The 26,546-nt window shown below is 59.3% G+C and carries 24 protein-coding genes; 16 read left to right on the top strand and 8 right to left on the bottom strand.

Going from position 1 to position 26,546, the window contains the following annotated elements:
• Positions 1-94 precede the first annotated feature (94 nt).
• Positions 95-1,681, bottom strand: a complete 1,587-nt coding sequence (locus ACMXYH_RS00120; protein ID WP_415765936.1) for an ABC transporter substrate-binding protein — start codon at positions 1,679-1,681, stop codon at positions 95-97.
• A 446-nt stretch (positions 1,682-2,127) separates the two neighbouring features.
• On the opposite strand from ACMXYH_RS00120, the gene rpmB reads away from it, so the two are divergent.
• Together rpmB and rpmG are read left to right on the top strand one after the other, a co-directional pair.
• A complete protein-coding gene (rpmB, locus tag ACMXYH_RS00115) occupies positions 2,128-2,361 on the top strand; it encodes a 50S ribosomal protein L28 (protein ID WP_007894701.1) in 234 nt (77 codons plus the stop codon).
• An 11-nt stretch (positions 2,362-2,372) separates the two neighbouring features.
• Entirely contained in the window at positions 2,373-2,528 is a 156-nt protein-coding gene (gene rpmG / locus ACMXYH_RS00110) for a 50S ribosomal protein L33 (RefSeq protein ID WP_007894709.1), read from the top strand.
• 218 nt (positions 2,529-2,746) lie between these two features.
• Here rpmG and ACMXYH_RS00105 read toward each other — a convergent pair whose 3' ends face one another.
• Entirely contained in the window at positions 2,747-3,109 is a 363-nt protein-coding gene (locus ACMXYH_RS00105; RefSeq protein ID WP_095126919.1) for a cupin domain-containing protein, read from the bottom strand.
• A 238-nt stretch (positions 3,110-3,347) separates the two neighbouring features.
• Between ACMXYH_RS00105 and ACMXYH_RS00100 the strand changes: the two genes are divergently transcribed.
• Positions 3,348-4,841, top strand: coding sequence for an aldehyde dehydrogenase (locus tag ACMXYH_RS00100; RefSeq protein ID WP_046045050.1), 1,494 nt, complete (start codon positions 3,348-3,350; stop codon positions 4,839-4,841).
• A 191-nt stretch (positions 4,842-5,032) separates the two neighbouring features.
• Entirely contained in the window at positions 5,033-6,178 is a 1,146-nt protein-coding gene (locus ACMXYH_RS00095) for an MFS transporter (RefSeq protein WP_415765935.1), read from the top strand.
• 94 nt (positions 6,179-6,272) lie between these two features.
• Here the strand turns inward: ACMXYH_RS00095 and ACMXYH_RS00090 are convergent, their stop codons facing one another.
• On the bottom strand, positions 6,273-7,841 hold the full coding sequence (locus ACMXYH_RS00090) for a phospholipase D family protein (RefSeq protein WP_415765934.1): 1,569 nt from the start codon (positions 7,839-7,841) through the stop codon (positions 6,273-6,275).
• A gap of 528 nt (positions 7,842-8,369) precedes the next feature.
• Here ACMXYH_RS00090 and ACMXYH_RS00085 point away from each other — a divergent pair.
• The 4 genes from ACMXYH_RS00085 (at position 8,370) to ACMXYH_RS00070 (ending at position 12,968) form a co-directional block, all read left to right on the top strand.
• Positions 8,370-9,032, top strand: a complete 663-nt coding sequence (locus ACMXYH_RS00085; protein ID WP_415765933.1) for a DUF1120 domain-containing protein — start codon at positions 8,370-8,372, stop codon at positions 9,030-9,032.
• Between the two features lie 192 nt (positions 9,033-9,224).
• Positions 9,225-9,932, top strand: coding sequence for a fimbria/pilus chaperone family protein (locus ACMXYH_RS00080; protein ID WP_415765932.1), 708 nt, complete (start codon positions 9,225-9,227; stop codon positions 9,930-9,932).
• On the top strand, positions 9,932-12,367 hold the full coding sequence (locus ACMXYH_RS00075) for a fimbria/pilus outer membrane usher protein (RefSeq protein ID WP_415765931.1): 2,436 nt from the start codon (positions 9,932-9,934) through the stop codon (positions 12,365-12,367). Before ACMXYH_RS00080 ends, ACMXYH_RS00075 begins: the two co-directional genes overlap by 1 nt.
• Positions 12,368-12,395: 28 nt before the next feature.
• Complete coding sequence (locus ACMXYH_RS00070) at positions 12,396-12,968, top strand: hypothetical protein (protein WP_415765930.1); 573 nt, start codon at positions 12,396-12,398, stop codon at positions 12,966-12,968.
• Positions 12,969-12,980: 12 nt separating this feature from the next.
• On the opposite strand, the gene ACMXYH_RS00065 is transcribed toward ACMXYH_RS00070, so the two are convergent.
• Positions 12,981-14,414, bottom strand: a complete 1,434-nt coding sequence (locus tag ACMXYH_RS00065; RefSeq protein ID WP_415765929.1) for a PLP-dependent aminotransferase family protein — start codon at positions 14,412-14,414, stop codon at positions 12,981-12,983.
• A 179-nt stretch (positions 14,415-14,593) separates the two neighbouring features.
• Here ACMXYH_RS00065 and ACMXYH_RS00060 point away from each other — a divergent pair, with 179 nt between their 5' ends.
• A complete protein-coding gene (locus ACMXYH_RS00060; RefSeq protein ID WP_415765928.1) occupies positions 14,594-14,839 on the top strand; it encodes a DUF1127 domain-containing protein in 246 nt (81 codons plus the stop codon).
• A gap of 191 nt (positions 14,840-15,030) precedes the next feature.
• On the opposite strand, the gene ACMXYH_RS00055 is transcribed toward ACMXYH_RS00060, so the two are convergent.
• On the bottom strand, positions 15,031-16,344 hold the full coding sequence (locus tag ACMXYH_RS00055) for an NAD(P)/FAD-dependent oxidoreductase (RefSeq protein WP_415765927.1): 1,314 nt from the start codon (positions 16,342-16,344) through the stop codon (positions 15,031-15,033).
• Between the two features lie 147 nt (positions 16,345-16,491).
• Between ACMXYH_RS00055 and ACMXYH_RS00050 the strand changes: the two genes are divergently transcribed.
• Positions 16,492-16,845 (top strand): YkgJ family cysteine cluster protein, encoded by a 354-nt coding sequence (locus ACMXYH_RS00050; protein WP_007947437.1) that lies wholly within the window; start codon positions 16,492-16,494, stop codon positions 16,843-16,845.
• A gap of 153 nt (positions 16,846-16,998) precedes the next feature.
• Here ACMXYH_RS00050 and ACMXYH_RS00045 read toward each other — a convergent pair whose 3' ends face one another.
• The gene (locus ACMXYH_RS00045) at positions 16,999-17,487 is read right to left on the bottom strand and encodes an Lrp/AsnC ligand binding domain-containing protein (protein ID WP_010465173.1); all 489 of its coding nucleotides are present in this window, start codon (positions 17,485-17,487) and stop codon (positions 16,999-17,001) included.
• Positions 17,488-17,644: 157 nt separating this feature from the next.
• Here ACMXYH_RS00045 and dadA point away from each other — a divergent pair, with 157 nt between their 5' ends.
• The 6 genes from dadA (at position 17,645) to ACMXYH_RS00015 (ending at position 23,778) form a co-directional block, all read left to right on the top strand.
• Complete coding sequence (dadA, locus tag ACMXYH_RS00040) at positions 17,645-18,949, top strand: D-amino acid dehydrogenase (RefSeq protein ID WP_046053837.1); 1,305 nt, start codon at positions 17,645-17,647, stop codon at positions 18,947-18,949.
• Entirely contained in the window at positions 18,921-19,274 is a 354-nt protein-coding gene (locus tag ACMXYH_RS00035; protein ID WP_076029299.1) for a RidA family protein, read from the top strand. Before dadA ends, ACMXYH_RS00035 begins: the two co-directional genes overlap by 29 nt.
• A gap of 99 nt (positions 19,275-19,373) precedes the next feature.
• On the top strand, positions 19,374-20,447 hold the full coding sequence (alr, locus tag ACMXYH_RS00030; RefSeq protein WP_415765926.1) for an alanine racemase: 1,074 nt from the start codon (positions 19,374-19,376) through the stop codon (positions 20,445-20,447).
• Between the two features lie 127 nt (positions 20,448-20,574).
• Positions 20,575-21,123 (top strand): cupin domain-containing protein, encoded by a 549-nt coding sequence (locus ACMXYH_RS00025; protein WP_008150195.1) that lies wholly within the window; start codon positions 20,575-20,577, stop codon positions 21,121-21,123.
• 181 nt (positions 21,124-21,304) lie between these two features.
• On the top strand, positions 21,305-21,721 hold the full coding sequence (locus ACMXYH_RS00020; RefSeq protein WP_140893295.1) for a c-type cytochrome: 417 nt from the start codon (positions 21,305-21,307) through the stop codon (positions 21,719-21,721).
• Between the two features lie 134 nt (positions 21,722-21,855).
• A complete protein-coding gene (locus tag ACMXYH_RS00015; RefSeq protein ID WP_415765925.1) occupies positions 21,856-23,778 on the top strand; it encodes an acetyl-CoA hydrolase/transferase C-terminal domain-containing protein in 1,923 nt (640 codons plus the stop codon).
• 128 nt (positions 23,779-23,906) lie between these two features.
• On the opposite strand, the gene ACMXYH_RS00010 is transcribed toward ACMXYH_RS00015, so the two are convergent.
• The gene (locus ACMXYH_RS00010; protein ID WP_415765924.1) at positions 23,907-24,479 is read right to left on the bottom strand and encodes a xanthine phosphoribosyltransferase; all 573 of its coding nucleotides are present in this window, start codon (positions 24,477-24,479) and stop codon (positions 23,907-23,909) included.
• A 57-nt stretch (positions 24,480-24,536) separates the two neighbouring features.
• Entirely contained in the window at positions 24,537-26,546 is a 2,010-nt protein-coding gene (gene rep, locus ACMXYH_RS00005) for a DNA helicase Rep (protein ID WP_056738697.1), read from the bottom strand.

Genomic DNA, 26,546 nt, shown 5'->3' with positions numbered 1-26,546 from the left:
GCTCGCGAATGCGGAGTGTCAGTCGACATCAATGTTGAATGACACTCCGCATTCGCGAGCAAGCCCGCTCCCACAGGTTTTGTGGCGACGCTGATTACTTGAGGATGACCTTCGAGTAATCCTGACGGCCGAATGGGCTGACGGCATACCCCTCAACGTCCTTGCGCGTCAGCGCGAAGGCGGTCGGGTGGGCCAGCGGCAGCCACAGCGCCTGTTGCTGGATCTGCGCCTGAGCCTGCTCGTAGAGCTTGGTGCGCACACCTTGCTCGCCGGTGGTCTTGCCGGCGCTGATCAGCTTGTCCAGGTCCTGGTTGCAGTAGCGGGCGAAGTTGGTGCCGGACTTGACCGCCGCGCAGGAAAACTGCGGCGTGAGGAAGTTGTCCGGGTCGCCGTTGTCGCCGGCCCAGCCCATGAACAACAGGTCGTGTTCACCGGCCTTGGCGCGGCGAATCAGCTCGCCCCATTCGATCACGCGAATCTCGGCCTGAATGCCGATTTCCGCGAGGTCCGATTGCAGCATTTGAGCGCTGAGGCTCGGGTTCGGGTTGAGCAGACTGCCGGAAGGTCGGGTCCAGATGGTGGTCTGGAAACCGTCCTTGAGCCCGGCCTTCGCCATGAGTGCTTTGGCTTTTTCGACGTCATGCGGATAACCCGGCAGGCCTTTGGCATAGCTCCAGGTATTCGGCGGGTATGGACCGTTGGCAGGTTCGGCGGTGTCTTCGAACACGGCTTTGACGTAGTTGGCCTTGTCGAACGCGAGGTTGATCGCCTGGCGCACTTCGGGCTTGTCCAGCGGCGGATGCTGGCTGTTGATGCCAACGAACGCGGTCATGAAGGCGTCAGTCTTTTCCACTTTCAAGGTCGGTTCTTTCAGCGCTGCCTGTACGTCCAGAGGCTTGGGCGACAGGGCGATCTGGCACTCGTTGCGGCGCAATTTCTGCAAACGCACGTTGGCGTCAGGAGTGATGCTGAAAATCAGCGGATCCACCGAAGGCTTGCCGCGGAAGTAGTCCGGGTTGGCCTTGTAGCGGATCGAGGCATCTTTCTGGAAGCGCGTGAAGACGAACGGCCCGCTGCCGATCGGCTGGCTGTTGAGCTTTTCCGGGGTGCCGGCCTTCAACAGTTTGTCGGCATATTCGGCGGAGTAGATCGAGGCGAAGCCCATGCTCAGGGTGGCGAGGAAAGTCGAGTCCGGGTGATCGAGGGTGAAGCGCACAGTCAGTGTATCCAGCGCATCGATCTTCTTGATCAGTGCCGGCAACTGCATCGACTGGGCATGCGGGAAGCCGCTTTGGGCCACTTTGTGCCAAGGGTTTGCCGGGTCGAGCATGCGGTCGAAGCTGAACTTCACGTCTTCGGCGGTCATGTCGCGCGACGGGCTGAAGTACTCGGTACGGTGGAATTTCACCTGCGGGTGCAATTTGAAGACATAGGTCAGGCCGTCGGGCGTGACTTCCCAGCTGTCCGCGAGGCTCGCGACCACTTTGCCGCTAGCGGTATCGAAGTCCACCAGGCGGTTCATCAGCACGTCGGCCGAGGCGTTGGTGGTGGTCAGCGAGTTGTATTGCACCACGTCGAACCCTTCCGGGCTTGCCTCAGTGCAAACGCTCAGAGCGGCGGCATGGGCCAATGGGCTCAGCAGAAGAGGGGCGAGCAACAGCGGTAGGGCAGCGAGGCGCATGGTCGGATTCCTTTACAGATCGAAGGCCCATCTGCAAGTGCAGTCTGGAAAAGGCTTACCCTAGTGGGCTCTTTTGCAAATGACTATCCCCTTTTTCATTTTAAGGGGACTATGTGCGCTTGTTTTCGGTGCGTGCTGGCTGAGAAAAACTCTGAATCGGCGTGTTGGCTGATTCTCTGCGACGAGCGGTCTTTAGCGACGACAGCCTTTATCCAAGGCGCTCGAAGCCCGAAAAGCGGGGTTTTTATCAAGTCTGTTCACACGGAATGTTGTTGCTCTCCAGTCTTTCTGGTATAAAGCAGCGCTCTTTTCTAGGGGCCCGGTTCCTTCACTGTAGGTGTAGCCGGTAAGACCTCTAAAGAAACGCGGCGCCTGGCGCCAAATGACTGAGAGATTAAGCGGCCAACCCATGCCGGGTTGGGCATGTGGTTTTAGAGGGCTGAGGCATGTCGAGAGTATGTCAAGTTACCGGTAAGGGTCCGGTGACTGGGAATAACATTTCCCACGCAAACAACAAAACCCGTCGTCGTTTCCTGCCGAACCTGCAGCATCACCGCTTCTGGGTTGAAGAAGAGAAACGTTTCGTGCGTCTGCGCGTATCTGCCAAAGGCATGCGTATCATCGACAAGCGTGGCATCACTGTCGTGCTGGCCGAAATCCGCAAAGCTGGCAAGATCTAAGGGAGCTAATCATGCGTGAATTGATTCGTTTGATTTCGAGCGCCGGTACTGGTCACTTCTACACTACCGACAAGAACAAGCGCACTACTCCGGACAAAATCGAGATCAAGAAATTTGATCCGGTTGTTCGCAAGCACGTGATCTACAAAGAAGGCAAAATCAAGTAATTGATTTTTCCCTCTTACGAAAAAGGCCCGTATCGCGAGATACGGGCCTTTTTTGTTGCTTGGGGTTTTGTGTTGCTCTTCAGGGCCCCATCGTCGGAACGCCGCCCGGAGCAAGCTCGCTCCCACAGGTTTTGTGATCGACACAACTCCCCTGTGGGAGCGAGCTTGCTCCGGGCGGCGTTCCGACGATGAGGCCGGCTGGGGGACAACCCAAATCCTCAGGCTTTCTGTTCAAACACCACATAGATCTTGCGGCACGGCTCCAGCACTTCCCAGGTGCCTCTGAACCCGGCCGGTATCACGAAGCGATCGCCCACGCGCAGGGTCTTGCCGTTGCCTTCGTTGTCGCGCAGCACTGAAACCCCCTGAACGATCTCGCAGTATTCATGCTCGGTGTAGTTCACATGCCACTGGCCGACTTCGCCTTCCCACACGCCTGCGCTCATCTGGCCGCAAGGGCTGTTGTAGTGGTTGTACACTGCTTGTTCGGGGTCGCCCTTGAGGACTTTCGCCGGGTCTGGCCGATAGCGATCGGGCTGGGTGGTGGCTTGGCTGAAGTCGACGATGTCCTGGATGCTCATTCTTATAATCCCCCGTGATTGCGGTGCGATGGCTGGAAAGTCCAAAGTCTATGTTTATTAAAATGAACACCGCAAGGTCGTTTGCCGACCTTGTGTCAAATATATTGAAACAACCCCGACCACTGGTTTAGGGTGACGGTTGCCTTGGGCCGAAAAAAGCAGGCTGGCCGGGCAGAATTCATGAGGACGCCCGCGAAGAACGCGGGGCGCTCGTATTCAACAAGAGGAGGACACTCGAATGACCACCCTGACTCGTGCCGATTGGGAACAACGGGCTCGCGATCTGAAGATCGAAGGCCGCGCCTACATCAATGGCGAATACACCGATGCTGTCTCCGCCGAGACCTTCGAGTGCATCAGCCCGGTCGATGGCCGTCTGCTGGGCAAGATTGCCAGCTGTGACGCCGCCGACGCCCAGCGCGCTGTTGAAAACGCCCGCGCCACTTTCAATTCCGGCGTCTGGTCGCGCCTGGCGCCGACCAAACGTAAAGCCACCATGATCCGTTTCGCCGGCCTGCTGAAACAGCACGCCGAAGAGCTGGCCCTGCTTGAAACCCTGGACATGGGCAAGCCAATCAGCGATTCCCTGTACATCGATGTTCCAGGCGCGGCGCAAGCCCTGAGCTGGAGCGGTGAAGCCATCGACAAGATCTACGACGAAGTTGCCGCCACTCCGCACGATCAGTTGGGTCTGGTGACCCGCGAGCCGGTCGGCGTCGTCGGTGCCATCGTGCCGTGGAACTTCCCGTTGATGATGGCCTGCTGGAAACTCGGCCCGGCGCTGTCCACCGGTAACTCGGTGATCCTCAAGCCATCCGAAAAATCCCCGTTGACCGCCATCCGCATCGCTGCGCTGGCCGTTGAGGCTGGCATCCCGAAAGGTGTGTTGAACGTCCTGCCAGGTTACGGTCACACCGTCGGCAAGGCCCTGGCCCTGCACAATGATGTGGACACCCTGGTGTTTACCGGTTCGACCAAGATCGCCAAGCAACTGCTGATCTACTCCGGCGAATCGAACATGAAACGCGTCTGGCTCGAAGCCGGCGGCAAGAGCCCGAACATCGTGTTCGCTGATGCACCGGACCTGCAAGCTGCCGCTGAATCGGCTGCCGGCGCCATCGCCTTCAACCAGGGCGAAGTCTGCACCGCCGGCTCGCGCCTGCTGGTGGAGCGTTCGATCAAGGATAAATTCCTGCCGCTGGTGATCGAGGCCCTCAAAACCTGGAAACCGGGCAACCCGCTGGACCCGGCGACCAACGTCGGCGCTCTGGTGGATACCCAGCAGATGAACACCGTGCTGTCCTACATCGAATCCGGCCACACCGACGGCGCCAAACTGGTGGCGGGCGGCAAACGCATTCTTCAGGAAACCGGTGGCACCTACGTTGAGCCGACGATTTTCGACGGCGTCAGCAACGCGATGAAAATCGCTCAGGAAGAAATCTTCGGCCCAGTGCTGTCGGTGATCACTTTCGACACTGCCGAAGAAGCCATTGCGATTGCCAACGACACACCTTACGGCTTGGCCGCAGCGGTGTGGACCCAGGATATTTCCAAGGCCCATCTGACTGCCAAGGCACTGCGCGCTGGTAGCGTGTGGGTCAACCAGTATGACGGCGGCGACATGACGGCCCCGTTCGGTGGCTTCAAGCAGTCCGGCAACGGTCGCGACAAGTCGCTGCATGCGTTCGACAAGTACACCGAGCTTAAGGCGACCTGGATCAAGTTGTAAGCCAGTGAAGGAGCCCGATTGTAAGTCGGGCTCCTGAACGACGCAGATCCCTTGTGGGAGCGGGCTTGCTCGCGAAGGCGCCGTAACAGCCAACGATGATGTTGGATGTGATGGCCTCTTCGCGAGCAAGCCCGCTCCCACATTTGCTTTGTGCGCCGGTTAAAAAATAACAATCCACAGGAGCGTGGAAAATGCGTTGGGCGACTTATTTCGCCGTGTTGGCGTCTGTCTTGAGTGTCGGCCTGGCGCTGGGCGTCAGCATGCCGCTGGTGTCGTTTCGCCTGGAAGGCTGGGGTTACGGCTCGTTCGCCATCGGTGTGATGGCAGCGATGCCCGCCATTGGCGTATTGCTGGGGGCAAAGATCTCCAGCCATCTGGCCGCGCGTCTGGGCACGGCCAATCTGATGCGTTTGTGCCTGTGGGCCGGGGCGTTGTCCATCGGTTTGCTGGCGCTGTTGCCGAGCTATCCGATCTGGCTGGTATTGCGGCTGATGATCGGCGTGATCCTGACCCTCGTCTTCATCCTCGGCGAAAGCTGGATCAACCAACTGGTGATCGAACAATGGCGCGGGCGATTGGTGGCGCTGTATGGCAGCAGTTATGCGCTGAGTCAGCTGGCCGGGCCGTTGCTGCTTGGCGTACTGGGCACTGAGCACGATTACGGATTCTGGGTCGGCGTCGGTTTGCTGATGGCAGCACCGCTCCTGTTGCTGGGCCGCAGCGGCGCTCCGACCAGTGAAGCCTGCAGCGTGACCTTCAGCGACTTGCTGGGCTTCTGCCGTGGCCTGCCGGCGATTGCCTGGGCGGTGTCGCTGTTCGCAGCATTCGAAGCGATGATCCTGACTTTGTTGCCGGTTTATTGCCTGCGTCAGGGCTTTACGACGGAAATTGCGTTGGCGATGGTCAGCACGGTGGTGGTGGGTGATGCCTTGCTGCAATTGCCGATTGGCGCACTGGCTGATCGCTTGTCGCGACGTACGTTGTTCACCGGGTGTGCGGTGGTCCTGCTGATCTCGAGCCTGGCCATCCCGTTCCTGATCGATACGTTGCTGATCTGGCCGTTGTGGGTGTTGTTCGGTTCCAGTGCCGGTGGCTTGTTCACCTTGTCACTGATCCTGATCGGCGAGCGCTATCGCGACGATGCGCTGGTGCGCGCCAATGCGCATATCGCGCAGCTGTGGGGTATCGGTTGCCTGATCGGACCGCTGGCGGCCGGTGCCGGCAGTCAGTGGATCAGCGGGCATGCGTTGCCACTGCTGATGGCGGCCGGTGCGCTGGGGTTGGTGATTCTGCTGTCACGGCAAGGCGCGTTTGGCACGGTGGCGGAGCCGGCTTAAACCTGTGGGAGCGAGCTTGCTCGCGATGCAGTTGATCAGTCACAGGGATGTTGAATGTGATGACGCAATCGCGAGCAAGCTCGCTCCCACAGGGTTACAACATCCGCTCCAGGCCGACGGTGGTGCTCATCCACGCATTGAAGCGCCGCCACCAGCTCCCGGGTTCCTTGGTCAGGGTGTGCAGTTTGCCGTCATCTTCGGTGACCCAGACAATCTGGCCATTTTCCAGCTTGGCCTGATAACTCAGGGCCGGCGCCATGCCTTGAAACGCCAGTTCACGCACGCGCGCGGCGAGTTCCGGGCTGTCCACCAGCACCCCGACTTCGGTGTTCCACAGCACTGAGCGGTGGTCGAAATTGAACGAGCCGATGAACGACTTCTGCTGGTCGAAAATCATCGCCTTGCTGTGCAGGCTGGAGTCGGAGCCGCGATAGGACTTGCTGTAGAACAGATTGGGTCCGCTGCCGCCGCCTTCGCCGGGCTGGCGGCGCAATTCGAACAGATGCACGCCATGCGCCAGCAGCGCCTTGCGATACGGCGCGTAACCGCCATGCACCGCCGGGACGTCAGTGGCGTCCAGTGAGTTGGTCAGCAGGCTCACCGACACCCCGGCATCGGCGCGCCCGGTCAGGTACACCAGCCCCGGCTGGCCGGGTACGAAGTAGGCCGTAACCATGATCAGCTCTTTGCTGACGCCATTGAGCTCGGGCGCCAACTGCGTGGTCAGCAGCAACTGCGGGTCGGGCTCGCCGTCGGCCAGCACCTTGCTCGGCGCGTCCCACAGTGCCTGGTTCCAGGCCCAGATCAACTGCCGACGCCAGATTGCCAGGCGCGGGTGAGTGGTGTAGGTCGTCAACTGCTGGTAGAGCGCGTGATTCTGTTTGCGCGTTTCCTCAAGCGATTCTTCCAGTCGGGTCCTGGTGTTTTCCAGGTCCCTGGCCGTCGGTTTGCTCGAGAGGAACTCGTCGATCGGCTTGCTCAGCGCACTGTTCCAGTATTGGTCAAAACTGTGCCCCAGCTGTTCGGCGACCGGGCCGACGCTGAGCATGTCGATGTCAGTGAAATTGAGGTTGGGTTCGGCATCGAAATACTCGTCCCCCAGATTGCGCCCACCGACGATGGCCACGCTGTTGTCGGCTAGCCAGAGCTTGTTGTGCATGCGTCGGTGTTGCTGCGACAGGTTGAGCAACCGTCCCGCCGTTCGTGTCACGCCGGTACTGCGGCCAAGGTGCAATGGGTTGAACACACGGATCTGGATCTGCGGATGCGCCGCCAGCGTGGCGATGATCCGGTCCAGGCCATCGCTGGTGGTGTCGTCGAGCAGAATGCGTACGCGCACACCGCGGTCCGCCGCCTTTAGCAGTTCATCCACCAACATCCGTGTGCTGATGCCGTCGTGAACGATGTAGTACTGCAAATCCAGGCTGCTTTGGGCGTTGCGGATCAGCTCGGCGCGGGCCGTGAAGGCTTCGGTGCTGTCGGACAGCAAGCGAAAGCCCGAGCGGCCCTGATGAGGCGCAGCCTGGGCCTGGATTGAGCGGCCGAAGCTGGACTGGGTCGCCGGCAGTGCCTGGCTAGGGGTTTTTTGCGCATCGAACGTGGCGCAACCGCTCAAGCACACGCTGAGCAACAGGAGAAAAGCCAGGGTTGGTCGGGAGCTCACGTCGGATGTCTCGCATCACGGCAAAGACGAAGTATGGCACGCCCTGCCCAAGTGAGGCATCAACGGGACGAACAGAACGAGGCGTGGTTTAAATTTGCAACTTGCGTCAGGGTTAAAGTTGAAGTGATCGCAAGTGAGTTTAGGGACGAGGTAATAGTTTCGGGTTTAAAGGTTGCGAAAATGTTTTTTATTGGGTGCTGTTTTAAATTTTTTGAATTGATTTCTATAGATTCAGTGATAGAGGGTGCCAGGATTTAGCCGGAGGATATCCTCACGGACGAGTATTTAGAGGGTGGCGTGAAAGTCACACAGAGTGCGAGGAAGATACTACAAGCCTTGTCGGACAACTCCTTGCAAACCTTGACTCCAACAGCTACAAGCCTTTGAGAATAACCCTCGGGCTATCAACGAATATTCCTACAGATATCGCTTACGCTATCCGTAATGATCGCTTGGCTTGATTTACTATCGGAATTTTTTTCGTATGCAAAGCATGTGATTGATATCTGTCTAACCAGGAATTTAATAATGAAAAAGCTGTTTTTAGTTGCTGCGATGGCTGTTGCTGTTTCTCCCATGATGGCATCGGCGGCCAGTGTCGGATTGACCGTTACAGGTAACATTGTTCCAACTTCCTGTACGCCAAGTTTCGCGGGCGGTACTAACGTTGACCTGGGCCAGATCACTTTGAGTTCTCTGAGTCCTACGGCTCAAAACAATCTGCCAGAACATGATATTTCCCTGAATATCCGCTGCGATGCCCCGGCCGCCGTTGAGTTCGGTGTGAAAGACAACCGTGCCGCGACTAAGGCTCCGAACCTGGTCTTCAGCCCTACAGGGTTTCTCGGTGAAAATCTTTACTACGGCTTGGGTAACGCCGGCAGCTCTGGCGTGGGTCTCGGTGGATTTGGCCTGCGGGTTGGCAAGGCCACGACTGACAATCGTGAGCAGACTTTCCTCGTTCGCACTCCAGACAATCTGAACTGGCGCTTGCCTGGCAGTCTCATGGTCTCGAATTTCCCGACCACTTACTCCTGGGGCCTGAGTGCAGCTGCCGGTCCGGCCGCCGCCCAGGTACACACTTTCGAAATGAAAGTGGCCGCCGCCATCCGGCCCACCCGTCAACTGCCGGCGACCACCACCTCGTTCAAGGTCGATGGTTCGGTGATTTTCGACGTGTTCTACCTCTAAGACAGGTTTTTTCAGGACGGCGACGGCTGATTTCCTGAACAAACCGGGCGATAGAGACGGCTGCTACCAGCGCAGAAGCAAGGGCGCTGCATAGCCCGCTGAATCTCTATCGCCAGGTCCCTTCGTCAAAAGAGCACAGCCTCGACGCACGTTCCAAACCGGATCGCTGCGTTGGTACGCCTGGAAATCATCATGTATTCATTAAAAAAGCAGATCGCGCTTAGTGGGTTGATTGCGTTTGGTCTGTCGATATCGCCGGGCGCAATGGGCGTCGGCATGGTGCCGGAAGTGCCGGTACTGCTGGTGGAAGAGTCCATCGGCGAAGCCACGATCAACGTCAAGAACACTGATGATCAACCCGCGCTGTTGTATACCGTTATCGAGAACACGCCCGAGGACGAAGAAAGTCTGTTGGTACTGAGTCCGCCTGTGGCGCGGGTCGAAGCCGGGGGAACACAGCAGGTCCGGTTCATTCTGCAAAGCAGCAAACCGCTCGAAACCGAGCGCCTCAAGCGTGTCATCTTCGAAGGCATCCTGCCGAAAACCTCAAAGAGTGATGCTCAGATAACCCTGGGTGTGCGGCAGAACATTCCGGTGATCCTGCGTCCGGCCAATCTGCCGGTCGAGGTTGAGCCCTGGAAGCGTTTGAACTGGTCGCTGCACGGCGCTCAGCTAAAGGTCAAAAACCCCAGCCCTTATGTCGTTCGACTGTCAAAATCCGTCAGCGTCATGCCATCTGGCGTGATGCTGGATTTGCCGCGAACCTATGTCTTGCCGGGTGAAGAGCTTGTGCTGGCGGGCGCCGCATTGTTGGCCTCAAGCACGGCGGTACGTCTGTCCCCCGCAACGACCTACGGTTTCGCGGTGGGTACTTATGACGCGCCGTTGGTCATCAAGTAATGTTCGGCACTCGTGGGGCGAGGGTGGCGCTTGTCGCCGGAATGACCTACGGCGTGACGGTTTGTGATCGCGCCCTTGCCGACGAGCGTGTGGCGTTCGACGCCGAAGTGCTGAAAGACCGAGGGATTGACCCGAAACTGGCGCAGTACTTCAGTTTGGCGCCGCGATTCGAGCAAGGTCTGCGGCGGATAGCGCTGGAAGTCAACGGCGTGGCAAAGGGGCGTGCGCTTGGCAGGTTTAATGAAAACGGTGACCTGTGTGTCGACACGGGGCTGCTGACCGGCGGTGGTGTTCGTGTTCCCGCTAGCCTCTCGCAGGAGTCGGGCAAGGGCGCTTGCGTGCTGTTCAGTACAGCGTTTCCGGAAGCGATTGCCCGGCTCGACCCGGGTAAGGAACAGGTCAGTCTGCTGGTACCCACGCACTTGTTGGCGTCGCCGGGGCCGGGCCAGCGCAGTTTCTCCAATGGTGGCGTCGCGGGCCTGTTCAACTATGACGCGTTGGCGGTCAGCAGTCAGTTCAATGGCCAGTCGAGTCAGTATCACAGCCTCAACTCCGAAGTCGGCCTGAATGCCGGGGATTGGATTTTTCGGAGCCGCCAATCGTACGCTTCGTTTCAGGGAGTTACTCGCTTTGAGCATCTGAATGCCTATGCCGAACGGACCCTGGAAAGCTACAAGACCCAGATGCAGTTGGGTCAACTCACCCTGGCCACGCCACTGTTCGCTGGAGGGGCGTTTACCGGGGTTCAGTTTCTGCCCGAATCTGCGCTCGCATTGGAGAACGAAGGGTTTGGTGCCGGGTCTGCCGTCGAAGGCATTGCTTATTCGCCGGCTCGAGTGGAGGTGCGGCAAAACGGTGCAATGATCTACACCACCGTCGTCCCCGCCGGACCTTTCACCCTCAGGGACCTGCCACTGTTGAGCTACAACCTTGATCTTGACGTGACGGTGAATGAGGAAAATGGTTCGCGGCGACGATTCACCGTGCCTTCGGCGAGCCTGCGCAGAGGGACTGGCAGTTCGAGTGCCAGTTATTCATTGGCCTTCGGTCAGGTTCGCCGAATAACTGGCGATAATCGCGAAACCCCGACGTTTGCCACGCTCAGCAATGACTGGCAATGGCGGCCAGGTACGCAGTTGAGTGTCGGAGTAATGGGGGCCAACGACTATCAATCGGTCGGTTGGGGGGTCCATCAGGCGCTGACTGATCAAACCACGGTCAGTGCTCAGCAGGTGGTCTCTGGCGTGCTGACCTCGAAAACGCGTGGCGCTCAGTTTCAAGCAGCGCTCAGTACCGTTCTCGCCCCCTCATTGTCTGCAAGCCTGACGGCCTCGCAGCAATCTGAAGGTTTTCGCACGTTGTCGGACACTGCCTGGAATCAAACGCTTGATCGGCCCGAGTCTCGCGCCAGCCAGCAGTTGGGGGCTTCGTTGAGCGGTACAACCACACAGTCAGGAACATTTGGCGCTGTGTTGTCACGCAATGCCACGGTCAACGGTGAGGCGCAATCACGCCTGGGCCTTTCCTGGTCGCGTGCTTTCGGGGAGGTGAGCCTTTCAGCCAATCTGGAGCGCAGCTTCGGTGGCCAAACAAACAATGCATCAGGCACGGGCGCTTACCTCTCGCTGAGCATGCCGCTGGGTGCTCAGCGTAGCTTGAGCACTTATGCACGGCGCGACGACCGCGCCGGATTGAGCAGTGGGGCGCAGTTGAGTGAGCAAGTCAGCGACACACTGGCCTATAGCATTGCTGCCGACCGCGACGAAAACGGCGCCACAGGCATCAATGGGCGCGTCAACCTGTTGCCGCATTACACCCGTGCAGCTCTGGGTTACTCCCACAGTGGCTCCGGGTCCAAGACCTATGACGTCGCGTTGCGTGGCGGTTTGGCGGTCCACGCGGATGGAGTCACACCGTCGCCCTATCCCCTGCGCGACACGTTTGGACTGGTGAAGGTGGGGGAATCAGCGGGTGTGAAAATACGCACCTCACAAGGGCCGGTCTGGACAGACGGTGCCGGGCGTGCCGTGGCGGCCAGTCTGCCGGCCTACCGCAACACCAAGGTAGAGATCGAAACGGCCAGCCTGCCGCGTAGCGTCGACGTGCTCAATGGCTATCAGGAGGTCGAGGCTGGACGTGGTTCGGTCCAGGTATTTGATTTCGCGCTCGTCAGTGCCCGGCGCGTATTGCTCGTGGTGCATACGGCGCAAGGCCAGCCAGTGGCCAAGGGGGTGGCGGTCTACGCCGGCGAAAAATACCTGACGACAGTGGTCGACGCTGGAAAAATTTTTCTTCTCGATGCGCAGAGCGAGATGCAGTTGCAGTTGGCGCTGTCCGAGGACAACACGTGCAACGTGACCCTGAAACTTGCCCAGACGCCCTCCGAGTCATCAGCACTTTTCGAGACAGCTGAAGCGGTTTGCGAGGTGGGATGATGTCTATAGTTCGCTTAAAGGAACGCCCATGAAATCAACGGTATTCAGCTATTTTCCCGACATCTTGCGTGCGGGACCCCGCACCTTGGCGCTTGGCGTTTTGCTTTCATCTCCCTTCGTTCAGGTACAGGCCGCCGAGCGTTGCACGGCTGTGCTGTCGCCGGCACTGCTGGACTTTGGGTCGACCACTCGCGGGGCCTTGCTGGAACACTCGACGGGCAGTGCTTCAGCAAGCTTTGGCAGCCGGCGCACCAGTCTTCAGGTGCAGTGCGCAGAAGCGATGCCGATGACGCTCATGCTGGAGGCGTCGGCGGCGAATGCCCAGCTCTATCGATTCTCGGAGGGGACATTACAGGTACGGATCCTCGGTGCTCAACTGGACGGCCTGACGGTGGATTGGGTACGCAAGGGTGAAGAGGGCACGCCCAACCCGGACACGTTAAGGCCTGGCGACCGAATGATGCCGTGGCGCAACGGTGCGGTGGCGGCAGGTCAGCGACTGGTTCTGGAGCTTGAGCTTGAGGCGCGAGTCAGCCAAGAGGCGACGCAGGTTCGGGACGTGACCCGGTTCGAAAGTCGCGGCAGTTTTGTGGTGAACTGATGTGCCGCAGGGTCAGCCGCTCACACCGTCGATGTCTGCCAACAGCCTGATTGCTGCCGCACCGACCTTGCGTACGGCATCCTCGATCTGCGGCGTTGGCTTCGCAGCGTAGTTCATCCGCAGGCAATTGCGGTATTTGCCGGAGGCGGAAAAGATACTGCCGACAGCAATTTGTACGCCTTGATCATGCAGCGCACGATTCAGTTTCAGAGTGTCGAAGCCTTCCGGTAGCTCAACCCACAACATGAAGCTGCCTTGTGGACGACTGGCGCGGGTGCCGGCCGGGAAGTAACGCGTGACCCAATCGATCATCAAGTCGCGATTGCGCTGGTATTGCGTACGCATCCGTCGCAAATGCGGCTCGAAGTGCCCCGCCTTGAGGAATTCGGCGATGGCAATCTGCGGCTGCGGCGCCGTGGAGCCGGTGCTGATGTATTTCATGTGCAGCACCCGTTCCAGATAACGCCCCGGCGCCACCCAACCAATGCGCAGTCCCGGCGCCAGGGTCTTGGAAAAGGAACTGCACAGTAGGACCCGACCGTCTTCGTCGAAGGATTTGATCGTGCGCGGCCGCGGGTAGGTGTAAGCCAGTTCGCCATACACATCATCCTCAATGATCGCCACGTCGAAACGCTGTGCGAGCGTCAATAACGCGCGTTTGCGTGACTCCGGCATGATGTAGCCCAGCGGGTTGTTGCAGTTGGGCGTCAACTGTATGGCTTTGATCGGCCATTGTTCCAAGGCCAGTTCCAGCGCATCGAGACTGATCCCGGTGAGCGGGTCGGTGGGGATTTCCAGGGCTTTCATGCCCAGGCCCTTGAGGGTCTGCATGGCGCCGTGAAAGCTTGGCGAATCCACGGCGACAATGTCGCCCGGTTCGCAGATGGAGCGGATGCTGGTGGACAGCGCTTCGTGGCAACCGGTAGTGATCACCAGGTCGTGGGCCGTCAATTGGCAACCGGAATCCAGCATCAGACGGGCGATCTGTTCGCGCAGTTCGAGGGTGCCGTAGATGTTGTCGTAATACAGGCCGGGCATGTCCTGCCGACGGCTGATCCGCGCCAGGTTGCGCAGCAGCGGTTTCATGGTCGGCGTGGTGATGTCCGGCATGCCGCGACCCAGTTGCACGACGTCCTTGCGTGGCACGGCGCGAATCAACTCCAGCACCTGATCCCACTGGGAAATATCCACTGGACGCTGGGCCGGGCGACCAATGGCCGGCAGCTCCGGCAGCTCGCGACCCACCGGAACGAAGTAGCCGGATTTGGGTTTCGGTGTCGCCAATCCGCTGTCTTCCAGCACGCGATAGGCCTGCTGCACTGTGCTCAGGCTGACGCCGTGCTCAACACTTAACGCCCGCACCGACGGCAGCCGGTCGCCGGGGCGATAGAAGCCCTGTTCGATCCGCGTGCCGAGTAGTTCGGCGAGGTTGACGTAAAGGGTCATGGCGCAGTCTCGGTGTGGGTGGTTCGGTTAACCAGTACAGATGGGTCGAAAATATTGGATTCAGACGCTGAAATGCAAAATCTGTATGGAGTTAATACAGTCTCGTTGAATCTGTAATGCTTTTTGCCGTCGACGCATCATGAAAGCTCTGGCTACCCAAGTAAACAGGAGCAATCAAAATGAACGGCTTGAGCGATGTGCGGCTGACGTTACACAGTCAGGAACTGGCGGCAGGGCAAAATAACGGCGCACGCGAGGCGGTCATGCGCAACGCACCGTCCGGCCTGAGTCGCTGGGGCCTGTTCTGGCATCGTCTGCACACGCGCAAGGCGTTGCTGGAGCTCACGACTGAGCAGCTTAACGACGTTGGGTTGAGTCGGGAGCAGGCGCGGGAGGAGGGGCTCAAGCCTTTCTGGCGTCTGTGAGATGAAATGCGATCCCTTGTAGCAGCTGACGAGCACCGCGAGGCAGCGTTCGGCGGCGAAGCAGTCGTAAATCAGACACCGCGGTTTGCCTGAAAGAGCGCGGTTGCAGGATTTGCGACGGCTTCGCCGCCGAACGCTGCCTCGCGGTGCTCGTCAGCTGCTACAAAGGCGGATATGTCGCTTAATCAGGTTCAGACCAACTCTTTAAGCCGATGCCACAACATCCCCAACGCCAACAACGGCGAGCGCAAATGCTTACCACCCGGGAAAGTAATGTGCGGCACCTTGGCAAACAGATCAAACCCGCCACCCTGCTGGCCACTGATAGCTTCAGCCAACAACTTCCCCGCGAGGTGCGTGGCATTCACGCCATGACCGGAATAAGCCTGGGCGTAATACACATTCGGCTGATCCTTGAGTCGGCCGATCTGCGGCAGACGGTTGGCGCCGATGCCGATCATCCCGCCCCATTGATAGTCGATCTTGACCCCGGCCAGTTGCGGGAAAACCTCCAGCATCTTCGGCCGCATGTAGGCGGCGATGTCCTTCGGGTCGCGACCTGAATAATGGCAGGCGCCGCCAAACAGCAAGCGGCGGTCCGCCGAGAGCCGGTAGTAATCCAGCGCCACCCGTTGATCGCAGACCGCCATATTCTGCGGCAGTAGCGAGTGTGCCAGCGCTTCACTCAAGGGTTCGGTGGCGATGATGTAGCTGCCGGCGGGCAGCACCTTGCCGCCGAGTTCGGGATTGAGTTCATTGAGGTAGGCGTTGCAGCCCAGCACCAGCGTCTTGGCGCGAACCGAGCCCTGAGCGGTATGGACTTTGACCTCGGGGCCATAGTCGATGCGGGTGACCGCCGATTGTTCGAACAGCTTCACCCCGAGCTGCTGGGCGGCGGCCGCTTCGCCCAGTGCCAGGTTCAGCGGGTGCAGATGCCCCGAGCCCATGTCGATCAATCCGCCGACGTAGCGGTCGGAACCGACTACGGAATGCATTTCGCTGGCTTGCAGCAGCCGGGTTTCGTAACGGTAACCGAGGCTGCGCAGCTCTTCGGCGTCTTCGGCAAAACCTTCGAGGTCTCGGGGTTTGTTGGCCAGATCGCAATAGCCCCAGGTCAAGTCGCAAGGGATCTGAAAACGCTCGACGCGCTGTCGGACGATTTCCACCGCTTCCAGTCCCATGAGTTTCATCTGACGCACGCCGTCCGCACCGATCACGTTGGCGAACTGATCGAGGCCGTGGCCGACGCCCCGAATCAACTGCCCGCCATTGCGCCCGCTCGCGCCCCAGCCGATCTTGTGCGCTTCGAGCAGGACCACGCTGAAGCCGCGTTCGGCCAGTTCGAGCGCCGTGTTCAACCCGGAGAACCCGCCACCGACCACGCACACGTCAGCCACCAGGTCGTCTGTGAGCACTGGATGATCGGGCTGCGGAAGGCTGCTGGCGGCGTAGTAAGAAGCAGGGTGCTGGTGGTTCGGGGCAGGTTGCTGAGCACCGGCATTCATGTGCGTGGTCCTGATTCGTGTGTTTAGAAAATTTGACGGAGCATAAGCCGGACCTTCGGACACCGGCAACACTGGTCGGTTGGTGCTGTCTGGATCAGGGCTTTTACGTCAGAATCGCGCTCTATTCCGCTTTTGGTTACCGCTTCGATGAGCTGCAACAGTCAGAAAATTCGCACGTTACGGCAGCAGATTCCCTCGTTCGAGTGCGTGCCCGGCTGCCATGACTGCTGTGGGCCGGTAACCACCTCACCGGAAGAAATGTCCCGCCTGCCGCGCAAGACCCGCGCCGAGCAGGATGCTGCGATGGACGAACTCAATTGCGTTCACCTCGGACCCAACGGCTGCACCGTGTATGACGAACGGCCGCTGATCTGTCGGCTGTTCGGCACCACAAAGACCTTACCGTGCCCGAATGGGCGGGGGCCGGTGGAGCTGATTCATCCGCGGGTTGAAAAGCAGATTCATGAGTACATGGCTTCGACGCGGCAGGTTCTGGTCTAAGGGAAGACCGAGTCGCCTGCATTCGCGAGCAAGTCGGATCGCCGCACCGCCGCTCCCACATGGATCTGTGCAAGACACAGAATTTGTGGCCAGTGAAGATCACTGTGGGAGCGGGCTTGCTCGCGAAGGCGGCCGACCAGTCACCACAAAGACTCAATCCGGAATCGGCAGGCACAAACTCTCTTTCACCTCTTCCATCACGATGTAGCTCTTGGATTCGCGCACATGCGGCAGCTTGAGCAGGATGTCGCCCAGCAACTTGCGGTACGAGGCCATCTCGGAAATCCGCGCCTTCACCAGATAGTCGAAATCCCCTGACACCAAATGGCACTCCAGCACGTGGGGAAGCTTCAGGACCGCGCGTCGGAACTCTTCGAAAGTGTCGCCGGATTTGTAGTCGAGGCTGATCTCGACGAACACCAGAAGACTACCTTTGAGGTGCTGCGGATTGAGCCGGGCGTTGTAGCCCATGATGATCCCTTCGCGCTCCAGCCGCCGGACCCGCTCGGTACACGGCGTGGTCGAGAGCCCGACCTTTTCCCCCAGCTCGGTGAAGGAGATGCGTCCGTCCGCTTGCAGGATCCGCAGGATGTTGCGGTCGATCTTGTCCAGCTCACGTTTGGTCTGAGTGTTGGTACGCATAGGGGATGCGCCTCCGTGAAAAGCGTTTTTGCCGAGAATTCTCGCCAAATATAGGCACTTATATAGTGAAAAGCACTGCCTAATCTTTTTTACACTGCGCACATCAATGCTCGACAACTACGAACGTCAGCGGCAAGCCGCGATGAGGGATATGAAAATGCGCGTTATGGTCTTGGGTAGCGGCGTCATCGGTACCACCAGTGCTTACTATCTGGCGCGTGCCGGGTTTGAAGTGGTGGTCGTGGACCGTCAGCCGGCCGCTGCCATGGAGACCAGTTTCGCCAACGCCGGGCAGGTTTCGCCGGGTTATGCCTCGCCGTGGGCCGCGCCGGGTGTTCCGCTTAAAGCCATCAAGTGGCTGTTGCAGCGCCATGCACCGCTGGCGATCAAGGCCACCGCCGACATCGACCAATACCTGTGGATGGCGCAGATGCTGCGCAACTGCACCGCCAGTCGTTATGCGGTGAACAAAGAGCGTATGGTCCGCCTGTCCGAGTACAGCCGTGACTGCCTCGACGAATTGCGCGCCGAAACCGGCATTGCCTACGAAGGCCGCAGCCTCGGTACGACCCAACTGTTCCGCACCCAGGCTCAACTCGACGGCGCCTGGAAAGACATCGCCGTGCTGAAAGAGTCCGGCGTGCCGTTCGAATTGCTCGACCGCGCCGGCATTGCCCGCGTTGAGCCGGCGCTGGCCAGCGTCACCAACATTCTCGCCGGTGCCCTGCGCCTGCCGAACGACCAGACCGGCGACTGCCAGATGTTCACCACTCGCCTGGTCGAAATGGCTACCAAACTCGGTGTGGAATTCCGCTTCGACCAGGACATTCAACGCCTCGACTACGCCGGCGACCGCATCAATGGTGTCTGGATCGACGGCAAGCTGGAAACCGCTGATCGCTACGTGCTGGCCCTGGGCAGCTACTCGCCGCAACTGCTCAAGCCGCTGGGTATCAAGGCGCCGGTGTATCCGCTCAAGGGTTACTCCCTGACCGTGCCGATTACTAACCCGGCGATGGCCCCGACTTCGACTATCCTCGATGAGACCTACAAGGTCGCGATCACTCGTTTCGACAACCGCATCCGCGTCGGCGGCATGGCTGAAATAGCCGGTTTTGACCTGTCGCTGAACCCGCGTCGGCGCGAAACCCTGGAGATGATCGTCAACGACCTCTATCCTCAGGGCGGCGATCTGGCCCAGGCGAGTTTCTGGACCGGTCTGCGTCCGACTACGCCGGACGGCACGCCGATCGTGGGGGCTACGCCGTTCAGCAACCTGTTTTTGAACACGGGTCACGGCACGCTCGGCTGGACCATGGCGTGCGGTTCCGGTCGCTTGCTGGCTGATCTGATGGCGAAGAAAACGCCGCAAATCAGCGCCGAAGGCCTCGATATTTCCCGTTATGGAAAAAAACTTCAGGAGTCTGCAAAACATGTCAATCCAGCGCCAGCTCACCAATGAGCGCATGAGCCAGATCGTAGTCCACAGCGGTACCGTGTATCTGGCAGGGCAGGTCGGCGACGATATGAACGCCGGGATTGAACAGCAGACCCGTGAAACGCTTGCCAACATCGAGCGTTTGCTGGATCTGGCCGGGACCGACAAGAGCCGTCTGCTGTCGGTGACGATTTACTTGAAAGACATTGATGCACACTTTGAAGGCATGAACGCGGTCTGGGACAAGTGGCTGCCAAAAGGCGTCGCACCGGCCCGTGCCACCGTTGAATCGAAGTTGTGCGAACCGCAAATCCTGGTTGAGCTGTCGGTTGTCGCCGCTCTGCCATAAGCCGGCCCAAAAGATCCCTCTCCCGGTGCTACTGGCGGTTCACGCCGTCAGCCAGCGCCGGTTTTTCTTCCCCAATGACCCGACCAGAAGTCTGCCGCCATGCGTCCTGCCCGTGCCCTGATCGACCTTCAAGCCCTGCGTCACAACTACCAAATCGCCCGTGAAGTCACGGGGGCCAAGGCCCTCGCGGTGATCAAGGCCGATGCCTACGGTCATGGCGCGGTGCGTTGCGCCCAGGCGCTGGAAGCCGAGACAGACGGTTTTGCCGTGGCCTGTATCGAAGAAGCGTTGGAGCTGCGAGCCGCGGGCATTCGTGCGCCGGTGTTGTTGCTGGAAGGTTTTTTCGAAGCCGATGAGTTGTCACTGATCGTCGAGCATGACTTCTGGTGCGTGGTGCATTCGCTGTGGCAGCTCGAAGCCATCGAGAACGCTGCACTGAGCAAGCCGATCACGGTCTGGCTCAAACTCGATTCGGGCATGCATCGGGTGGGCTTGCATCCAAAGGATTATCAGGCGGCCTATCAACGGCTGCTGGCCAGCGGCAAGGTCGCGAAGATTGTACTGATGAGTCACTTCGCCCGGGCTGATGAGCTGCACAGTCAGGCCAGTGCCGAGCAGGTCGCGGTGTTCGAAGCTGCGCGCCAGGGCTTGTCGGCTGAGGTCAGCCTGCGTAACTCGCCGGCAGTGCTCGGTTGGCCGCAAATTCCGAGTGATTGGGTTCGCCCGGGCATCATGCTCTACGGCGCTACTCCGTTTGAAGAAGCCAATGCCGTGGCGTCCCGCCTGCAACCGGTGATGACCCTCGAATCGAAAGTGATTTGCGTGCGTGAACTGCCGGCCGGCGAGCCGATCGGTTACGGCGCCACATTCATCACCCAGAAACCGATGCGCGTGGGCGTGGTGGCCATGGGTTACGCCGACGGCTACCCACGTCAGGCACCGACCGGTACGCCCGTGATGGTTGCCGGGCAGCGCAGCCAGTTGATTGGCCGGGTGTCGATGGACATGCTCTGCATCGACCTGACCGATGTGCCGCAAGCCGGCCTCGGTTCGACCGTCGAGTTGTGGGGCAAAAACATTCTCGCCAGTGACGTGGCGGCGGCTGCGGGCACGATTCCTTACCAGATCTTCTGCAACCTGCGCCGGGTGCCAATGCTCTATTCCGGGGCTTAGGTTAAAGCACCCCGACCGAAAGTCGCTTCACCGAACAGGATTCAGGTCCAAGTGTTGTAAATACTGAACGCTGTCGCCATGATAACGCTCAATATTCCAACAACCTGAATCCCTGGAGGCTCCAGCATTGGACGTCGGTGAACGACTGCAATCCATCCGTAAGCTCAAAGGACTTTCCCAGCGTGAACTCGCCAAACGCGCGGGCGTCACCAACAGCACCATTTCGATGATCGAGAAGAACAGCGTCAGCCCCTCGATCAGTTCGCTGAGGAAGGTACTGGGCGGGATTCCCATGTCCATGGTCGAGTTCTTTTCCGAAGAGATCCTGCAGGAAAAACCGACTCAGATCGTCTACAAAGCCAACGAGCTGATCGATATTTCCGATGGCGCAGTGACCATGAAACTGGTCGGCAGGGCTCATCCGAGCCGGGCCATCGCGTTCCTCAACGAAATCTACCCGCCAGGCGCCGACACCGGCGACGAGATGCTCACCCATGAGGGCGAGGAAACCGGGATTTTGCTCGAAGGTCGACTTGAGCTGGTGGTAGGGCTTGAAACTTTTGTGCTCGAAGCCGGCGACAGCTACTACTTTGAAAGTACTAAACCGCACCGTTTCCGTAATCCGTTCGATGCGCCAGCGCGACTAATCAGCGCAGCTACTCCAGCGAATTTCTAAGAAAAGAGGCGTCCCGCGAGCATTGCGCAGGTGCCCGAGTTGTTTTTCCGCCACGCATAAGACCCCTCCGACTTTAGGGTTGTTTCAGTGTGGCGGGCTTACCGTTATACTTGCGCCCGCCTGCGAACCGTGGCCGTGGGCGTGACTAGCCACCATTGAGGGTGAACGCGTGAATCTAATTATGAAAATGCTGGCCGTACCAGCAACCGTATTGGCCCTTTGGGCAGTCAGCGCACAAGCTGCGACCAACGACGAAATTGCTAAACGCCTTGAGCCAGTCGGCCAGGTTTGCGTTCAGGGTAAAGAGTGCAAGGGGATGGAAGTCGCAGCTGCTGCTGGCGGCGGTGGTGGTGCCAAAACTCCTGACGAAGTGATTGCCAAACACTGCAACGCTTGCCACGGAACGGGCCTGTTGGGCGCGCCGAAAATCGGTGATGCCGCCGCTTGGGGCGAGCGCGCCAAGAAGGAAGGCGGTGTTGACGGTTTGCTCGCCAAGGCGATCTCCGGCCTCAACTCTATGCCGCCAAAAGGTACCTGCGCCGATTGCGCAGACGCCGAGCTTAAAGGCGCCATCCAGAAGATGTCCGGCCTGAAATAAGCCTTCATCTTCAGCAAAAAGCCGCTTTCGAGCGGCTTTTTTGTGCCTGCGATTTACGCCTGAGACTGTTCATTGCAGCAAAGACCCGGCAAGCTCGGTCCAACCCCAGTTCACGGAATGTAAGGGAGGATCAGATGGTGCAGCTGTGTTCTATCGAGCAAGCGGTCGATGATGTCTTGGCACGGTTGCCGGCGCATATCCACATGGGCCTGCCCCTCGGTCTGGGCAAACCCAACCACTTCGTCAACGCGCTGTTTCAACGCATCGCGCAATTGCCCGAACGGCAGCTGACGATCTACACCGCGCTGTGCCTCGGTCGTCCTGCGTTGGGCGACGGCTTGCAAAAGCGCTTCCTCGAACCCTTCATCGAGCGGGTGTTTGGCGATTATCCGGAACTGGATTTCCTGGCCGACCTGCATCGCGACAGCCTGCCATCCAACATCCATGTTCAGCAATTCTTCATGCAGCCCGGCAGCCTGCTCCACAGCGTGTCGGCCCAGCAGGACTATGTCAGCAGCAATTACAGCCACGCCGCGCGGGACATCAACGCCGCCGGTTTGAACCTGGTTGCGCAATTGGTGGCGAGCCACAGCGAGCACCCCGACCGCCTGAGCCTGAGCTGCAACCCGGACATCACCCTTGACCTGTTCCCCATGATCGCCAAGCGTCGGGCGGCGGGGGAGACGATCCTGCTGGTGGGCCAGGTGCACAATGATTTGCCGTACATGCCCGGCGATGCCGAAATCGGTATCGACACGTTCGACTTGTTGATTGACGAGAAGGACAGCACCACGCTGTTCTCCACGCCGAACATGCCGGTGGGTTTCCAGGATCACTTCATCGGGCTGCACGCCAGCACGTTGGTGCGCGACGGCGGCACCCTGCAGATCGGCATCGGTGCCATGGGTGATGCCCTGACCGCTGCGTTGCTGGCGCGGCAGGCCGACAATGACGGATACAAGGCGTTGCTGGCGGACGTCAATCTCAGCCAGTGGGCGCAACTCATCGACCGTGAAGGGGGTGTCGAACCTTTCGCCAAAGGCCTTTACGGTTGCAGCGAAATGTTCGTCAACGGCTTGCTGGTGCTGGCCGACGCCGGGATCGTGCGGCGTAAGGTCTATCCGGATGTGCCGACCCAGCAACAGGCCAATGCCGGCACGCTGGACGAAGCCGCGCAGACTGACGGCATCTCGGTGCATGGCGGTTTCTTCCTTGGGCCGCGCAGTTTCTATGAGCGGTTGCGCGAGCTGCCGCACAGCAAGCGGCTCGAGTTCAACATGACCCGCATCAGCTACATCAACGAGCTCTACGGTCAGGAAGAACTCAAACGCTTGCAGCGCCTCGATGCGCGCTTCATCAACACCGTGTTCACCATGACGCTGCTCGGTGCCGGCGTTGCCGATCAGCTCGAAGACGGGCGAGTACTCAGCGGTGTTGGCGGGCAATACAACTTCGTTGCGCAAGGGCATGCGCTGGAAGGGGCGCGTTCAGTGTTGCTCCTGCGCAGCTGGCGCGAGTCGGGCGGTGAGGTCAGTTCGAACATCGTCTGGGAGTATGGCCACTGCACAATCCCGCGGCACCTGCGAGACATCGTGGTCACCGAGTACGGCATCGCCGATCTGCGAGGCAAGACCGATGCGGCAGTGATCGAGGCGTTGCTGAACATCAGCGATTCACGTTTCCAGTTGGGGCTGATCGAGCAGGCTCAGGCAGTCGGCAAGTTGCCGAAGCATTTCCGTATTGATCCACGGTTCGCCGACAACAGTCCGCAGCGCTTGCAGGCCATCCAGGCGCGGCATCCGCAGTTGTTTCCGGAGTATCCGTTGGGTTGTGATTTCACCGCTGAGGAGAAGGATCTGTTGCGGGCGCTGAACTGGTTGAAGAGCAAGTTCAAGCTCACGGAGATTCTGGAACTGGGCAAGGCAGCGCTGGATGCGCCGGAGCCTTCGGCGTTTCACGAGCATCTGGAACGGATGCAGCTGACCAACCCGGAAGGGCTGAAAGAGGATTTGTTTCAGCGGCTATTGCTCACCGGCCTCAAAGCCACCGCTTTGTAACGGCCAACACCAATCAACTGTGGGAGCGAGCTTGCTCGCGATAGCGGTACATCAGCCAACAGAGATGTTGAATGTGATGGCCTCATCGCGAGCAAGCTCGCTCCCACAGGGATATGCGGTGTTGCTGATTACTCGATGAAGGTCACAACGCCGCCAGCCAGCGACTGCACGCGCGCCAACGATTCAACGCGATAACCCTGCGCATCCAGTTCCGCACGGCCGCCCTGGAACGATTTCTCGATCACGATACCCAAACCAGCAACCGTAGCGCCGGCCTGTTTGATGATCGAGATCAGCGCTTGCGACGCCTTGCCGTTGGCCAGAAAGTCATCGATGATCAACACGCGGTCGCTGCTGGTCAGGTGGCGCGGGGAGATCGCCACGGTGCTTTCGGTCTGCTTGGTGAACGAGTAAACGTTCGCCGACAGCAGGTTTTCGGTCAGGGTCAGGGACTGATGCTTGCGCGCAAAAATCACCGGTACGCCGAGGTTCAGGCCGGTCATGATCGCCGGCGCAATGCCCGAGGCTTCGATGGTGACGATCTTGGTGATGCCCGAATCCTTGAACAGCGTGGCGAATTCGTCGCCGATCAGCTTCATCAGGGCCGGGTCGATCTGGTGGTTCAGAAAGGCGTCGACTTTCAGGACCTGGTCGGAAAGCACGATGCCTTCTTCGCGAATTTTCTTGTGCAGTGCTTCCATGAAGCTTTCCTCTTCGGGCGGCTTGTGCGCCTAAGGCTGGTTAAAAAGTAGTCGATTCTAGCGCTTTAACATCGCGCGTATATCCGCCAATGCGGTATTGCCGCGAACGGCTTTGACTTCAACGGGTGTGTCGTCGGTGCCTTCCCAGGCCAGGTCATCCGGCGGCAGCTCATCAAGAAAGCGGCTCGGCGCGCAGTCGATGATCTCGCCGTATTGCTTACGCTTGGCGGCGAAGGTGAAGGCCAGCGTCTGACGCGCTCGGGTAATCCCGACGTAAGCCAAGCGACGTTCTTCTTCAATGGTGTCGGCTTCGATGCTGGAACGGTGCGGGAGGATTTCCTCTTCCATGCCCATGATGAACACGTAAGGGAATTCCAGACCTTTGGAGGCGTGCAGTGTCATCATTTGCACACCTTCGGCGCCGTCTTCCTCTTCCTGCTGGCGTTCGAGCATGTCGCGCAGGACGAGTTTGCCGATGGCGTCTTCGACGGTCATCTCGCCTTCTTCGTCTTTTTCGAGGGTGTTCTTCAACGCCTCGATCAAGAACCAGACGTTACCCATGCGGTAATCGGCGGCCTTGTCGCTGGAACTGTTGGTGCGCAGCCAGTTCTCGTAGTCGATGTCCATGACCATGCTGCGCAGCGCCGAGATCGGGTCTTCGCCGGCGCACTGCTCGCGGACCTTGTCCATGAAGCGCTTGAAGCGCGACAGTCGATCGGTGAAGCGCGTGTCCAGATGCTCGCCCAGACCGATTTCATCGGTGGCGGCGTACATCGAGATTTTGCGTTCGGTGGCGTAGTTGCCAAGCTTTTCCAGCGTGGTCGAACCGATCTCCCGGCGTGGGACGTTGATCACCCGCAGGAAGGCGTTGTCGTCGTCCGGGTTCACGATCAGGCGGAAGTAGGCCATCAGGTCTTTCACTTCCTGACGTCCGAAAAAGCTATTGCCGCCGGACAGGCGATATGGAATCTGGTGGTGTTGCAGCTTCAGCTCGATCAGCTTGGCCTGGTAGTTACCGCGATACAGAATCGCAAAATCGCTGTACGGCCGATCCGTGCGCAAGTGCAGGGTCAGCAGCTCCACAGCCACGCGTTCGGCTTCGGCGTCTTCGTTGCGGCAACGGATCACGCGGATCTCGTCGCCGTGGCCCATCTCACTCCACAGCTGCTTTTCGAATTCGTGCGGGTTGTTCGAGATCAGTACGTTGGCGCAGCGCAGGATGCGGCTGGTGGAGCGATAGTTTTGCTCCAGCATCACCACTTTCAGGGACGGGTAATCGTCCTTGAGCAACATCAGGTTTTCCGGCCGGGCGCCGCGCCAGGCGTAGATCGACTGGTCGTCGTCACCGACCACGGTGAACTGGTTGCGTATGCCGATGAGCAACTTCACCAGCAAATACTGGCTGGCGTTGGTGTCCTGGTATTCGTCTACCAGCAGGTAGCGGACTTTGTTCTGCCATTTTTCGAGGATATCGGCGTGTTCCTGGAACAGCTTCACCGGCAGCAGGATCAGGTCGTCGAAGTCCACCGCGTTGAACGCCTTGAGCGTGCGCTGATAGTGGGTGTAGACGATGGCGGCGGTCTGTTCCTTGGGGTTGCGCGCGTTTTCCAGGGCTTCGGGCGGCAGGATCAGGTCGTTTTTCCATGAGCCGATCATGTTCTTGATCTCGTCGACGCCGTCGTCGCCCGAGTATTCCTTCTGCATGATGTCGGTCATCAGGGCTTTGACGTCGGTCTCGTCGAAGATCGAGAAACCCGGCTTGTAGCCCAGCCGCACGTGTTCCTTGCGGATGATGTTCAGGCCCAGATTGTGGAAGGTGCAGACGGTCAGGCCGCGGCCTTCGCCGCCCTTGAGCAGGGTGCCGACCCGTTCCTTCATCTCGCGCGCGGCCTTGTTGGTAAAGGTCATCGCGACGATGTACTGGGCGCGAATGCCGCAATTCTGGATCAAGTGGGCGATCTTGCGCGTGATCACGCTGGTCTTGCCGGAGCCTGCACCGGCGAGCACCAATAGAGGGCCGCCGACGTAGTTCACGGCTTCTTGCTGCCGGGGATTGAGTCGGGACAT

The organism is Pseudomonas frigoris (assembly GCF_047758635.1).
GTDB lineage: Bacteria > Pseudomonadota > Gammaproteobacteria > Pseudomonadales > Pseudomonadaceae > Aquipseudomonas > Aquipseudomonas frigoris.
The sequence above is the reverse complement of the archived record's forward strand: the minus strand, read 5'-3'. Positions and strand labels throughout refer to the sequence as shown.

Bases quoted from the DNA above. Each gene is read 5' to 3' on its own strand.
- ACMXYH_RS00020 (WP_140893295.1), top strand. From the start codon at position 21,305: ATGAAAATGCTGGCCGTACCAGCAACCGTATTGGCCCTTTGGGCAGTC.
- ACMXYH_RS00105 (WP_095126919.1), bottom strand. From the start codon at position 3,109: ATGAGCATCCAGGACATCGTCGACTTCAGCCAAGCCACCACCCAGCCC.
- ACMXYH_RS00015 (WP_415765925.1), top strand. From the start codon at position 21,856: ATGGTGCAGCTGTGTTCTATCGAGCAAGCGGTCGATGATGTCTTGGCA.
- ACMXYH_RS00085 (WP_415765933.1), top strand. From the start codon at position 8,370: ATGAAAAAGCTGTTTTTAGTTGCTGCGATGGCTGTTGCTGTTTCTCCC.
- ACMXYH_RS00010 (WP_415765924.1), bottom strand. From the start codon at position 24,479: ATGGAAGCACTGCACAAGAAAATTCGCGAAGAAGGCATCGTGCTTTCC.
- alr (WP_415765926.1), top strand. From the start codon at position 19,374: ATGCGTCCTGCCCGTGCCCTGATCGACCTTCAAGCCCTGCGTCACAAC.
- ACMXYH_RS00050 (WP_007947437.1), top strand. From the start codon at position 16,492: ATGAGCTGCAACAGTCAGAAAATTCGCACGTTACGGCAGCAGATTCCC.
- ACMXYH_RS00045 (WP_010465173.1), bottom strand. From the start codon at position 17,487: ATGCGTACCAACACTCAGACCAAACGTGAGCTGGACAAGATCGACCGC.
- dadA (WP_046053837.1), top strand. From the start codon at position 17,645: ATGCGCGTTATGGTCTTGGGTAGCGGCGTCATCGGTACCACCAGTGCT.
- ACMXYH_RS00120 (WP_415765936.1), bottom strand. From the start codon at position 1,681: ATGCGCCTCGCTGCCCTACCGCTGTTGCTCGCCCCTCTTCTGCTGAGC.
- ACMXYH_RS00075 (WP_415765931.1), top strand. From the start codon at position 9,932: ATGTTCGGCACTCGTGGGGCGAGGGTGGCGCTTGTCGCCGGAATGACC.
- ACMXYH_RS00095 (WP_415765935.1), top strand. From the start codon at position 5,033: ATGCGTTGGGCGACTTATTTCGCCGTGTTGGCGTCTGTCTTGAGTGTC.
- rpmB (WP_007894701.1), top strand. From the start codon at position 2,128: ATGTCGAGAGTATGTCAAGTTACCGGTAAGGGTCCGGTGACTGGGAAT.
- rpmG (WP_007894709.1), top strand. From the start codon at position 2,373: ATGCGTGAATTGATTCGTTTGATTTCGAGCGCCGGTACTGGTCACTTC.
- ACMXYH_RS00065 (WP_415765929.1), bottom strand. From the start codon at position 14,414: ATGACCCTTTACGTCAACCTCGCCGAACTACTCGGCACGCGGATCGAA.
- ACMXYH_RS00100 (WP_046045050.1), top strand. From the start codon at position 3,348: ATGACCACCCTGACTCGTGCCGATTGGGAACAACGGGCTCGCGATCTG.
- ACMXYH_RS00060 (WP_415765928.1), top strand. From the start codon at position 14,594: ATGAACGGCTTGAGCGATGTGCGGCTGACGTTACACAGTCAGGAACTG.
- ACMXYH_RS00070 (WP_415765930.1), top strand. From the start codon at position 12,396: ATGAAATCAACGGTATTCAGCTATTTTCCCGACATCTTGCGTGCGGGA.
- ACMXYH_RS00080 (WP_415765932.1), top strand. From the start codon at position 9,225: ATGTATTCATTAAAAAAGCAGATCGCGCTTAGTGGGTTGATTGCGTTT.
- ACMXYH_RS00035 (WP_076029299.1), top strand. From the start codon at position 18,921: ATGTCAATCCAGCGCCAGCTCACCAATGAGCGCATGAGCCAGATCGTA.
- rep (WP_056738697.1), bottom strand. From the start codon at position 26,546: ATGTCCCGACTCAATCCCCGGCAGCAAGAAGCCGTGAACTACGTCGGC.
- ACMXYH_RS00055 (WP_415765927.1), bottom strand. From the start codon at position 16,344: ATGAATGCCGGTGCTCAGCAACCTGCCCCGAACCACCAGCACCCTGCT.